Below are 12,324 nucleotides of genomic sequence, written 5' to 3'. Positions count from 1 at the left end.
GAAAGTGCGACAAAAAGGAGGAAGTTAAAATGTCAATATTTTTTGATTATAAAATTTTACAAAATTTACCTAAAAGGGTAAAAGTAGTTGTGGGTATTCCGAGCTATAATAATGCTGAAACGATTTCTTTTGTTTCTGAAACTGCTGCAGAAGGAATATTTGAATATTTTGGTTCTGATGGGTTAATTGTCAACGCTGATGGGGGTTCAAAAGACGGAACAAAAGAAGTTTTTATGAAAACAGAGACAAAAAATGTCCCCAAGATCGCTTACGATTATATAGGTTTACCGGGCAAAGGGAGTGCCATGCTTTCTGTGATAGAACTTGCTAAAAACTTAGATGCTAAGGCGATTGTATTTTTAGATTCTGATTTAAAAAGTGTTCGACCATGGTGGATAGAAAGATTAACTGGCCCAATAATGAAGGGACTTTCCGATTATGTTACGCCTTATTATGTGAGGCACAAATACGACGGTACAATCACAAACCAAGTATGTTATCCTTTGGTTACTTCTTTGTTTGGTCAAGCTGTAAGACAACCAATAGGGGGAGATTTTGGGGTAGGTAAAAATATGATCGATGTTTATTTGAAAACCGCTTCAAGTGTTGCCAAAACAGATGTTGCAAGGTTCGGGATAGATATTTGGATGACTACTAATGCCATACTTAACTCCAATAAAAAGGTTTATCAAGCGGCCTTAGGTGCAAAAGTTCATGATCCAAAAGATCCGGGAGCTGATCTATCCCCTATGTTTAAGCAGGTAGTTGGAACGTTATTTGATATTATCGTAGATAGCGTCTCCAAATGGAAAGATATCGATTCTATTGAAGAAGCCCCAATATATGGTGAAATACCTCAAGTTGCTGTTGAACCTATCAACATCAACATAGAAAATTTGAAAAAGCAACTTTTAGAAGGATTAAAAAATGAAGAAACCAAAAGATTGGCAAATGATCATTTGGAAACCATAATGGAAAAGAAGAAATTACCACTTCAAACTTGGGTGGATATCTTATTCAATGCATTAATAGAGTATTCAAAAAACAAAGACAAAAAGTTGGTGGAATCCTTAGTGCCCCTCTATTTTGGTAGAGTAGCTGATTTCGCTGAATTGACAAAAGATATGAATGAAGTAGAAGCTGAAAAAGTTATCAGAGATCAAATAAAGGTATTTAAGAATAAAAAAGTTGAATTGATGAAAAAGTTATAGTCGATTAGAGGTGACGAAGTTGGTAACTTCCAAGATTAAAGGGATATACAATTCTTTAACTGATAAGGAAAAACAGGCAGCTCAGTATATAATCGAAAGGCCTGCCGATGTAATACACTACAGCATCACTGAATTATCCAATTGGGCAGGAACTAGTGAAACTACTATATACAGAGTTTTAAAAAAGGTTGGCTACTCGGGATATCAAAAATTTAAGTTAGAATTAGCAAGGGAATTGAGCGCTCCTACACTTGAATCAAAAGAGTCGAAAGATCTTTTTGATATGATTTACAATAAAGCTGTAAATTCCTTAACTGATATTCTAAGGCAAGCAGATAGGGATAAAATTACTCGAGCCTCCGAAATAATACTGAACAGTAAAAAACTGCTATTCTATGCGGTAGGAAGATCTTTTCCTATTGCTTTAGATGCTTCTTTGAAGTTTGCTGCCCTAGGATTTGCCTCTACTGCATATTCTGATCCACATATGCAAGTTATCGTTGCTTCCAATCTGGAAAAAGATGATGTAGTAATTGCTGTCAGTCATTCTGGGGTTATAAGAGATACTTATAAATCCGCACAAGTAGCCAAAGACGCTGGTGCCTTCACTATAGGTATAACTGCTGGGGTTAACTCACCTTTGTCAAAAATAGTCAATCTCGTTTTATATACTTCAGCTGAAATGCCTCAGGAAAGTGAATTCACAGTAAGCAGAATCGGAGAAATGTTTATGGTGGAACTTTTATACAACTCTGTTGCTTCTAGAATGTCCCTTAAAAACAAAGAAAGTAGAATAAGTCAAGCAATGAAGACAAAAAGATTCAATTAACAAATAAGGGGGGTAATGCCCCCCTTATTTCGTTACGATAGTTCCCGTTTTTCCTTCCAATGCATCAACCAATTTGGTTAAATCTGTGATTAAAGCAGGTCTTCCAGTTTTCTGAACGAAATTTATGCACGCCTCTATCTTCGGCAACATACTCCCTTTTGAGAAGTGCCCTTCTTTCATATATTGTATTGCTTGGTTTACAGTCATTGACGAAATAGATTGTTGATTGGGTTTATTAAAATTTATAAATACTTTTTCTACAGCGGTTAGAATTATGAACTCATCAGCATCCAATTCTATAGCTAACAAAGCAGAGGCTCTATCCTTGTCTATGACACCTTCTACGCCTTTTAATTTATCCACTTCTTTTATTACTGGGATACCTCCTCCACCTGCTGCTATGGTTATATTGTTGTCTCTTACCAATTTTTTAATAGCTCTTATCTCTATAATCTCTAACGGTTCTGGAGAGGGTACTACTCTTCGCCAGCCTCTTCCAGCATCTTCTACCATACTCCATCCTTTTTCTTTAATGAAAGTGTCAGCTTCTTCTTTGGTGTAAAAAGGTCCAATAGGTTTTGAAGGATTGTAAAAGGCTGGATCATTTTTATCAACAAGTACTTGGGTAACGATACTTGAAACATCTTTTTCAATATGTTCTGCTGTTAAAATATTTTTTAACGTTTGAGAAATCATGTATCCTATATATCCTTGAGTCATAGCTCCATTAACATCTAGAGGAAAGGGAGGAATAAACTCTTTGGCTATATCTTGTTGAACAAGAATGTTTCCTACTTGAGGGCCATTTCCGTGTGTTATGACTATTCTATAATTTTTTTTTACTAGTTCAACTAGGCATTTTGCCGTGTTCTCTAGGTTTTTTAGCATATTTTGAGCGGTTGGAGATTCTTTTGGTTGGGATAACGCATTTCCACCTATTGCTACAATTGCGAGTTTTTCAGCCATTCGTATCAACCTACCAACGTTGCTACCATAACTGCTTTTATGGTATGCATTCTGTTTTCTGCTTCATCAAAAACTTTTGAGTATTTACTTTCAAACACTTCATCCGTAACTTCCATTTCTTTAATACCGTATTTCTGGTAAACATCGTATCCCATCTCGGTTTTTGTGTCATGAAAAGAAGGTAAACAGTGCAGAAAAATAACGTTGGGATTGTTGGTCTTTTTTATCAAGTCCATATTTACTTGGTAAGGTTTAAGTAAGTTGATCCTCTCTTGAACCTTACTTTCTTCTCCCATAGAAAACCAAACATCTGTATAAATTACATCTGCGTTAACTACACCATCAAGTGTGTCTGTGATGGTAATTTTTCCGCCGTTTTCGCTAGCTGTCTTTTCCATTTCATTTATCAGTTCTTCACTTGGGAAAAGTTCCTTTGGAGAGATAATCACAAAGTCCATCCCTATTTTAGAGGCGCCTATCATTAGGGCGTTGGCCATATTGTTTCTTCCATCTCCAACGTACACAAATTTGATCTTATTAAGAGGTTTTTCGAAGTTTTCCATAATAGTTAGGAAATCTGCCAAAACTTGGGTGGGATGATCTTCATCGGTTAAACCATTCCACACGGGAACACCTGAATATTTTGCTAGAATTTCCACAGTTTCCTGCTTGAAGCCTCTAAATTCTATGCCATCGTAAAATCTTCCTAAAACTCTTGCAGTATCTTCTATTGATTCTTTCTTACCCATTTGGCTGTTAGTTAGAAATGTAACGTTTGCCCCTTCATCGAAGGCAGCTACTTCGAAGGCACATCTTGTTCTAGTTGATGTTTTTTCAAAAAGCAAAACTATGTTCTTACCTTTTAATAAATCGCCTTTAATACCCATTCTCTTTTTGGCTTTTAGATCTTTTGAAAGTTCCAAAAGATACTTCACCTCTTCGGGGGTAAAATCTTTCAACGTTAAAAGGCTTCTTCCTCTTAAATTGATAGGCATGTTTCTTTAATTCCTCCTTTTTATTCTTCCAACACTTTTTTAAGTTTTTCAGGTTCTACCCTGAATGCTGACCCTTTACCTTGGAAAAAATGATGTTTTTCTATTAAGTGAAGCGATAATTCTGTGATAAGAAGTTCTTCGTTATTATCTAAATTTTTAATTCTTAAATTAACTTTTCTAAAAATACCGTCTTCAAAGGGACAAGGTAAATGCCCTCTAGCTTCGTCAACTTTTATAAGCCATTTATTATCAACGGTTACAGGTTCTTCAAAGGCTTCTTTCCCTTTCTCGAAAAGATATCTAATCTTTTTAATGTCATCTTGTAAATTTATATTTAAAGACCTAATTTTTTCTTCATCGCTTTCAATTATATCAACCAAAAGTCTTTCATCATTACCCAAAAACCCATCTGCAGTTATAACTCCTGGTCTCATATTTTCAACTGCTTTCTTTAAATCTTCAGTCATTTTCATTGAGGAAAAGCACCTCCTTCTAATTATGCGAACTTGTCGTAATATATTTCATTTTCGGATATGCCGTTCTCTGTCATTACTTTAATACAGGCATTTATCATTCCGGGGCTTCCGCATAAATATCCTTCCTTTTGGGTGTTTTGATCCATTTTTTCTTTAAAATATTTTCCCAATACATCTGTTATAAGTCCCGTTTCGCCTTTCCAATTATCTTCAGGTTGAGGTTCTGAAAGTGCTGGAACAAAATGGAATCTGTCCCATTTCTTTTCCATGTCTTGAAAGAAATCCACATAATAAAGGTCTTTTAAACTTCTTGCTCCGAAAAATAACCACACATTTCTGTTGGTTATTTCCCTTTCGAACATGTCTGCAACGATAGATTTTATCGGAGCTAACCCTGAACCTCCCGCAACGCATATCATATCTGCATCTGTATCTCTCATGTAAAATTCACCAAAAGGACCAACTAATTCTATTTGATCATTTTCTTTTAGATACTTATGAACATAAGTTGTTGCGATTCCGCCTGGGACAAGTCTGATAAAAAATTCGACAGAATCTTTTTGACTTGGAGATGATGCAATGGAATATGCCCTTTGCGTATATTCGTTTATTTTCTCGTAGGGAGGTATAACCAATTGCATATACTGCCCAGCTTTAAACTCAATTTCATTGGGTTCGACAAGTTTAATTTTAACTTCTTTTATATCATACGTCAAATCATTTATTTTTTCAACTACACCATTAAAAATTTTTGCAGAAAATAGTTCTTCTGGAATTTCTATGGCTATGTCAGATTTTACTTTAACTTGACAAGATAGTCTTATATTTTGTTTCATTTCTTCTTCGTCTAAGAGGGGTGCTTCTGTGGGTAAAATTGGTCCTATATCTGATAAAACTTTCACCTTACATGCCCCACAACTTCCCCTACCACCACATGCTGAGGGAATAAATATTCCTTGCTCAGAAAGAGTGGTAAGTAGTGGAGCACCTCCATTTACCTTTAACTCCTTTTTTCCGTTGTTGATATCAATCTTAACCTCGCCATAATTGTTGACTATGCTATCAACTACCACAATCATTGCAGCTAAAACCGCACTTAATCCTCCTATTAAAAATGAAGCAGCTAAAATTGTATTCACATCAATCACCTCACTGTACGTTTAACATACCCGAAAATCCCATGAAAGCCATCGCCATAAGTCCAATCGTAATTAAAGTAATTCCAGGTCCTTTTAAAGGTCCGGGTACGGGAGATTTATCAACCTTTTTTCTTATTGCGGCTAGAGATACGATCGCTAACCACCAACCTAACCCCGAACCAAGTCCAAAGATAACTGATTGGAGGAAATTATAATTTCTAATCTGCATAAAAAGGGCTACACCCAATATAGCGCAATTGACGGTGATTAATGGAAGAAAAATACCTAAGCTCATGTATAAGTTAGTTGACATTCTCTCTATAACCATTTCTGATATCTGTACTATTGCGGCAATGACTATTATGAACACTATATATCTTAGATATTCTAAACCAAAGGGAATCAACAAGTAATGATAGACAAGCCAATTAATTGCGGTAGTTATAGTCAAGACAAAGGTTACTGCAAGGCCCAACCCATTAGAAGAAGTGAAATCCTTTGAAACCGATATAAAGGAACACATTCCTAAAAAATTTGCGAGAAGTATGTTGCTTGTAAAAATAGAAGCAAAGAATAAAGATATCAAACCTACGTCAGGGGACATTATTTTTTAACCTCCTTTCTAAACATGTAACCTTTGAGTATCCATATGAAAACAGCTAACATAAAGAAAGCACTTGGAGGCATAACCATTATAGTCCAATTTACAAAATTATCTGGTAATATTTGAAGTCCAAAAAGTGTTCCAAAGCCCAATAACTCTCTCACAAATGCCACCATCAAAAGAATATACATATACCCTATTCCAGTGGTCAAACCATCCCACAACGATAGCAGCGGAGGGTTAGATTGAGCAAAAGCCTCTGTTCTTCCCATTATTATACAATTAGTAATGATCAAGCCTACGTATGGTCCCAAAGCTCTACTGACTTCAGGTACATAAGCCCGTAGGACGATATCAACAATTATAACATAAAAAGATATTATCAACGTTTGGGCTATCATTCTGACTTTCCTAGGAATGAAAGATTTTAACAAAGAAACCGTCAATGCGGATAATCCTGTCACAAAAACAACTCCAAGAGTCATGATGGATGTGTTTATTAATGTGTTAGTTACCGCTAATGTGGAACATATCCCGAGTATTTGGATGAATACAGGATTGTTATACCATAAATTATCTTTAGCAATTGCTATCCAATTTTTCTGAGCCATTAACTATTCACCCCCAGAATATCTCGCAGATTTGAAATCGTTTCGTTTACAATTCTTTCAATAGACTCAGAAGTTCTTGTGGCGCCGGTTATTGCATCGACTTGTCCATTTTCGTATTCGTAGTCTCCACCGTCTTGTCCTGTTACTACTTTTATTTCACCATCTATAATTTTAAGACCCGAAAACTGTCTTTTGAACCAATCTTCTTCTATTCTTCCTCCTAATCCTGGCGTTTCGTTTTGAGAGATAAAGTCAATACCAACAATTCTAGAAACATCTTCGTTCACAGCTAAAACACCGGTTATAGTTCCCCATAGCCCACTGCCTGTGAAGATAGTAGCATATATATTTTCGCCGTTTACTTCAGTTGTATATAATTGAGAGCCATTAATATTTACAGTTGAAACTATAGAGTTATATTTTTGAAAAGCTTCTTCATCACTTTGATAAGATATGCCCATTGCAGATAAAATTGCCTTAATTTGGAATAATTCTTGATTCCTTTCTACCGTATCTTTTGTTAGTTCATTTGCTACTGCTAAAACGAAAACAAATACAAAAGAAATAATAAATGTGAATATAACAGTATAAACTCTACCTTCCCTTTTCATGCTTTCACCTTCTTTCTAGTAAAAGCTGTATCTAACAAAGCAACAAAAGTGTTACCCATTAACACTCCAAAACTTGTACCTTCTGGGAAAAGAGAAAACGTTCTGATAAGTATAGCTGTAACTCCTATTATAATTCCATAAAACCATTTAGAAGTTTCATTTTTTGGTGCGGTTACAGGATCTGTTGCCATAAAAACGGTGACAAACATGAAACTTCCAGAAAGCAAGAATTCTATAGGATAAGAAGCTTCCTGTATGCCGATTAAAGAGAAAAAACCTGTCAACAAAGAAGCACTCAAGAATGTGGATAACATAATTTTCCAACTGGCGGTTTTTGTGGCGATGAGATAAATTGCAGCTATGAGTATTAGAAATATAGGTCCCTCTCCCATTGAGCCGGATCTAAGCCCAAAAAATAATTCAAACAGGCCGAAACTTTGTCCGTTTGCTAAAACTTGAAGAGGTGTTGCTGAGGTTAAGATATCGGATGCAGCTCTCCCAAAATTTCCCGGTTGAAGCCATGATTGGGTCATGATATTTGGAAAGGTTATGTAAATAAAAAGTCTACCGGCGATAGCTGGATTGAAAATGTTTCTTCCAAAACCTCCATAAACTTCTTTTGCAAATAAAACACCAAAAATAATCCCAATGCTGGCGATCCACCAAGGCGTTGCAGGAGGAAGGGATAAGACAAATAAAGTACTGGTAACCAATACTGCTTCTGTAACTTTACGTTTTTTTCTTTTTTCCATAATGTATTCTGTCAAAATCCCAAAACCATACACAAAAATAGATAAAAAAATCAATCTCCATCCGTACATGTAAAAAGCAAAAGCGTATACAGGTATCAGCGAGTACAGTACCCTTCTCATCATAATTTGCTTTTGAAAAAAGCCTGATGCCACACGAACACCCCCTTAATTAAATCTAAATTAATAAATCTATTGATATTTTAACATATATAACCTTAGATATCAACGATTCATTTTATCATTTCATAAAAATTAAAAAAGGGCGAAAAATTTCGCCCCTTTGATCTTTTAAAGATTATTAATTTTGATATAAGACGTAAACAGATAAAGGTGATACTTCGATTGTTCCTTCCACTACATCCAGTGTTTCGGTACCTGCTGTATCTTCATTTACAACTAAGTTCCATTCACCTTCAGGTAAAGCGATCTGAACTGAAGATTCTGGTTCTGCATTGTAAACAACCACAATATTTTTCCATTGATCGTTGTTTGCATTATCTTTTATAATAAAAGCAACAGTTTTTCTATATTCTTTTGGTAGTTCGAAAAATTCTATGTGGTCTATTATATCTTCACTATTGGTCATTCTAAAAGCAGGATGAGCTTTTCTTAAGTGTATCATACCTTGGTAATACTCAAATATGTCATAAAACTCGCTTTTTCTGTTCCAGTCGTATACGTTTGGTTCTAAAACGCCGAATGGGTTATCGTTACCTTTCTTAGTCCTTGCAAAATCCACACCTCCGTGTAAAAATGATATACCCTGCATAGTTAAGATCATAGCATTAGAGAATTTTTGAGAGGCTTTTAATATTTCTAAAGTTTGTGGGTCTAAATCTTCTTTCCATGGCTTTACACCGAGAGCAAGAGCATTTTTATCCCATAAGGTATGGTTATCATGATTGGAAACGTAGTTCATAGTTTCTTGTGGGTCTTGTGCCCAAGATCTTATTCTATTGTTGTATTCAATAGATCCAACGACACCTCTTTTTATCTTCGTTTGTTGACCAGGAGCGCCTAAGCCAAAACCTTTGACCTCAGGTTCAAATACGCTTCCTCTGATAGCATTTCTAACATCATCGTTGAATACGGCTACCTCTAAACCTTTTTGGTCTCCTTTGCCAAATGTTATTGGACCGCCACCAGTCCATGGTTCCCCGTACAAAAGTACGTCTGGTAATATATCGTGTAATTCTTCTGATATTGTTTTTACCGTTTCTTTGTCAAATAAACCCAATAAATCGAATCTGAATCCATCAACATGATACTCATCAACCCAATATTTTAAACTATCTACTATATACTTTCTCACCATGAACCTTTCCGTGGCTATTTCGTTCCCCACTCCCGATCCATTTGTGTATTTCCCTGATTGATCAGTACGGTAATAGAAGTAAGGAACGGTTTGATCGAAAGGTGAATTCTTTCCAACTTGGTATGTATGGTTGTATACAACATCCAACACAACCCTTATACCATTTTCGTGAAAAGTTTTAACTATATTTTTCACTTCATTTATTCTCTTTAATGGATCGTATGGATCTGTCGAATAAATACCTTCGGGGACATTGTATACTAGAGGATCGTATCCCCAACCATACTGTTCATCGAATTTCGTTTCATCTAAAGAACCAGCATCTTGAATAGGCATAATGTGAACGTGAGTAACTCCAAGTTCTTTTAAATGGGATAACCCTATTTTCACTCCCGTCGGGGATTGTGTATTGTCTATAGTCAATCCAAGATATTTACCCCTGTATTCTTCTGGAACTCCAGAGCTTTCATCTATCGTAAAATCCTTTACGTGAATTTCATAAACAATTGAATCTTCAGGATTGTTGAGAATAGGCCTTGTATCGGTATTCCAACCTACCGGGTCAGTATCATTCAAATCAATAATAGCGGATTTTGTAGAATTGATGGCAAGAGCCGTGGAATAAACATCTATAGTTCTTCTTGTTTTTCCATAGGATACAAACTCATATAGATAATATTTTCCTTTTAAATCATCATTCACAGTAGCATGCCAAACTCCGTTATCGTTTTTTGACATGGTAATTTCTTTATATGGTTCTTCATCCAAATAATCATGGAAAAGTAGTACCTTTGCCTCTGAGGATACCGGGGACCATACTTTAAAATCTGTTTTATCTGGGGAATAAACCGATCCTAAATCATTTCCGTAGTAATGAAAAACTTCGTCATCTAAAATGTTTCTCATAATTACGTAATTTTCTGAAACGTATCCTTCTATATCTACTTTGTACAATTTATCCACATCTTGTGGAGATATCGGATTAGCTAGTTTTATGGTTATATTTGAGGTAACAGAAATATCGGTGGGATCAGTTTTATAAACATCTAATACATCCAAAGCAAGAGGATCAGAACCATCTACCTTATAAAAATGAACTTTACCTTCCCATTCTTTTGTATCAAAGGGTACAGTTAGACTAACTTTTATTTCATCAAACGAATCCATAATAGCCGCGTTTACCCGAGGACTTAAGTCAAGGTTTTTTGGATCGGTATAGTAATTCTCTACTCCTGATAAAACCCATATTTCAGCGACATCACTTTCAGGTATACTGACGAATCTATCCATTGAAATATCTTTTTCCCAGCTATCCGTTCTTACTATGAAACCTAACTCCTCATGTTTTTCATCGAATTTGATAATCGCGTACTTGCCGAAGCTATCTTCACCATCGAATAAATATCTGTCTCCTTCTTTGGAAATGGGTTTACTTGGCCAAATCCAAAGATTCCAAGGTTCATAATCACCATCTGGTCTATGATAGTGTACGATCAAAACGGTCTGCGCGTCAAAATCAGCCGCGTTTTTTCCTTCGGAAAGGCTTACAAAATCGTTAGGTTTTGTACTTCCAACCTCTTCAGGCAAAGTCTGAGTTTGTGTGGTTTGATCCGCTCCTAACAACACGGAAATTAAGAAAAATACTAACAACAAGTAACCTACTTTTCTCATAAATACCTACCTCCTTTTGAAGCTGTTATATAGTGAAAAGGTTTCCACAATAAAGAAAAAAAATAATTACCTCTCTATGTTTCTCTTTCTACTATTTTTCCTTCTAATTGGTAATGTTCAACTTTGTCTCTTCCTTCCATAGAAGAGATGAACATCTCATATGCAATTTCGACCATTTCTATAATTGGTTGTCTAATCGTTGTTAATTGAAATAGTCTACTAATAGGTAGATTATCAACAGCTATCAATGAGTAATCCCTTTTTGGATGCATATTCTTTTCTTCCAAATATTTTTTGACACCTACTCCAATCATGTCACATGTTGCAAATATGGAAGAATATTTTTTAGGGCGTCTTTTTATAATGTTTCCAATCGCTTTATACCCTCCGTCCCACATTAAATCACTGTATATAATCTTAACCTTTTTATTGTTCTTTTCCATAACTTGTAAAAAACCTTCATCTCTTTTTTTGAAGACGAAAGAGGTAAATTCATTATTCAGTTCTTTAAAAGTTACCAAATAGAAAGTGCTATTTGAAGGGGAATTACTTATGAGATATTCAGCCGCAGTTTTACCAATTTGATAATTATCGACATAAACAGAATCGAATCTTTCATCATATGAATCGATCAATATTATTTTCTTAGGGGGGATTCTGTTATGAAAAATACTTGAAACGGAAAGAGAAGAAAAGAACACGCCGTCGGTTTGATAAATTAAATCGGTATTTTGCTTGATCTTTTCCAGAGATATCTGATCTATAAGAGGAAAAACAATCAACCTATAATTATTACGAGAAATTTTCTTTTCAAGTAGAGAATACATGATCCCATAAAATTCATTTCCCATGTCTGGTGTCACAAAAGAGAGAGAATTTATATTTTTTGAAGATAATGTTCTAGCGTTAATATTGGGAGAATAACCCAACTCTTCTATGATTTCTATGACTCTTTCTTTGGTCTTTTCACTGACTTTTTCGGAATTATTTAACACCCTTGAAACTGTTGCTATTCCGACGTTGGCGAGCCGTGCAACATCTTTAATAGTAGGATTTGGATTTCTCTTTTTTTCTTTCACGTTATTCACCTCAAAGTCTATTGTCTTTATAAGTTCTAAAACTTATATACAGCGCCCCTTCGCCC

General features: G+C 35.3%; 12 protein-coding genes. 2 read left to right on the top strand and 10 right to left on the bottom strand.

Features of this window, described 5'->3' with window-relative positions; genetic code table 11:
- Window positions 1-29 precede the first annotated feature (29 nt).
- A complete protein-coding gene (locus tag AA81_RS00465) occupies window positions 30-1,211 on the top strand; it encodes a glycosyltransferase (protein ID WP_103897875.1) in 1,182 nt (393 codons plus the stop codon).
- Window positions 1,212-1,230: 19 nt separating this feature from the next.
- Window positions 1,231-2,040, top strand: a complete 810-nt coding sequence (locus AA81_RS00460) for a MurR/RpiR family transcriptional regulator (protein WP_103078321.1) — start codon at window positions 1,231-1,233, stop codon at window positions 2,038-2,040.
- Between the two features lie 24 nt (window positions 2,041-2,064).
- On the opposite strand, the gene arcC is transcribed toward AA81_RS00460, so the two are convergent.
- The 10 genes from arcC to AA81_RS00410 form a co-directional block, all read right to left on the bottom strand.
- Window positions 2,065-3,006, bottom strand: a complete 942-nt coding sequence (gene arcC, locus AA81_RS00455) for a carbamate kinase (protein ID WP_103897874.1) — start codon at window positions 3,004-3,006, stop codon at window positions 2,065-2,067.
- A gap of 5 nt (window positions 3,007-3,011) precedes the next feature.
- On the bottom strand, window positions 3,012-4,001 hold the full coding sequence (argF, locus tag AA81_RS00450; RefSeq protein WP_103897873.1) for an ornithine carbamoyltransferase: 990 nt from the start codon (window positions 3,999-4,001) through the stop codon (window positions 3,012-3,014).
- Between the two features lie 20 nt (window positions 4,002-4,021).
- Window positions 4,022-4,474 carry a hypothetical protein gene (locus tag AA81_RS00445; protein ID WP_103078318.1) on the bottom strand — a complete coding sequence of 151 codons (453 nt, stop codon included), beginning with the start codon at window positions 4,472-4,474 and terminating at the stop codon, window positions 4,022-4,024.
- 23 nt (window positions 4,475-4,497) lie between these two features.
- Window positions 4,498-5,616 carry an NADH:ubiquinone reductase (Na(+)-transporting) subunit F gene (locus tag AA81_RS00440; protein WP_211286424.1) on the bottom strand — a complete coding sequence of 373 codons (1,119 nt, stop codon included), beginning with the start codon at window positions 5,614-5,616 and terminating at the stop codon, window positions 4,498-4,500.
- Between the two features lie 10 nt (window positions 5,617-5,626).
- Window positions 5,627-6,220 (bottom strand): NADH:ubiquinone reductase (Na(+)-transporting) subunit E, encoded by a 594-nt coding sequence (locus AA81_RS00435; protein WP_103078317.1) that lies wholly within the window; start codon window positions 6,218-6,220, stop codon window positions 5,627-5,629.
- Entirely contained in the window at window positions 6,220-6,831 is a 612-nt protein-coding gene (locus tag AA81_RS00430) for an Rnf-Nqr domain containing protein (RefSeq protein ID WP_103078316.1), read from the bottom strand. Before AA81_RS00430 ends, AA81_RS00435 begins: the two co-directional genes overlap by 1 nt.
- Complete coding sequence (locus tag AA81_RS00425) at window positions 6,831-7,442, bottom strand: FMN-binding protein (protein ID WP_103078315.1); 612 nt, start codon at window positions 7,440-7,442, stop codon at window positions 6,831-6,833. The genes AA81_RS00430 and AA81_RS00425 overlap by 1 nt, the downstream gene beginning before the upstream one ends.
- Window positions 7,439-8,317, bottom strand: a complete 879-nt coding sequence (locus tag AA81_RS00420) for an RnfABCDGE type electron transport complex subunit D (RefSeq protein WP_103078342.1) — start codon at window positions 8,315-8,317, stop codon at window positions 7,439-7,441. Before AA81_RS00420 ends, AA81_RS00425 begins: the two co-directional genes overlap by 4 nt.
- A gap of 175 nt (window positions 8,318-8,492) precedes the next feature.
- A complete protein-coding gene (pulA, locus tag AA81_RS00415) occupies window positions 8,493-11,180 on the bottom strand; it encodes a type I pullulanase (protein WP_103897872.1) in 2,688 nt (895 codons plus the stop codon).
- Between the two features lie 74 nt (window positions 11,181-11,254).
- Complete coding sequence (locus AA81_RS00410; RefSeq protein WP_146026621.1) at window positions 11,255-12,259, bottom strand: LacI family DNA-binding transcriptional regulator; 1,005 nt, start codon at window positions 12,257-12,259, stop codon at window positions 11,255-11,257.
- Between the last annotated feature and the right edge of the window lie 65 nt (window positions 12,260-12,324).

It is taken from the genome of Petrotoga halophila DSM 16923, assembly GCF_002924615.1.
The sequence above is the reverse complement of the archived record's forward strand: the minus strand, read 5'-3'. Positions and strand labels throughout refer to the sequence as shown.

Coding starts and splice junctions, on each gene's coding strand:
- AA81_RS00420 (WP_103078342.1), bottom strand. CDS start 8,317: ATGATGAGAAGGGTACTGTACTCGCTGATACCTGTATACGCTTTTGCT.
- AA81_RS00445 (WP_103078318.1), bottom strand. CDS start 4,474: ATGAAAATGACTGAAGATTTAAAGAAAGCAGTTGAAAATATGAGACCA.
- AA81_RS00430 (WP_103078316.1), bottom strand. CDS start 6,831: ATGGCTCAGAAAAATTGGATAGCAATTGCTAAAGATAATTTATGGTAT.
- argF (WP_103897873.1), bottom strand. CDS start 4,001: ATGCCTATCAATTTAAGAGGAAGAAGCCTTTTAACGTTGAAAGATTTT.
- AA81_RS00435 (WP_103078317.1), bottom strand. CDS start 6,220: ATGTCCCCTGACGTAGGTTTGATATCTTTATTCTTTGCTTCTATTTTT.
- arcC (WP_103897874.1), bottom strand. CDS start 3,006: ATGGCTGAAAAACTCGCAATTGTAGCAATAGGTGGAAATGCGTTATCC.
- AA81_RS00425 (WP_103078315.1), bottom strand. CDS start 7,442: ATGAAAAGGGAAGGTAGAGTTTATACTGTTATATTCACATTTATTATT.
- pulA (WP_103897872.1), bottom strand. CDS start 11,180: ATGAGAAAAGTAGGTTACTTGTTGTTAGTATTTTTCTTAATTTCCGTG.
- AA81_RS00465 (WP_103897875.1), top strand. CDS start 30: ATGTCAATATTTTTTGATTATAAAATTTTACAAAATTTACCTAAAAGG.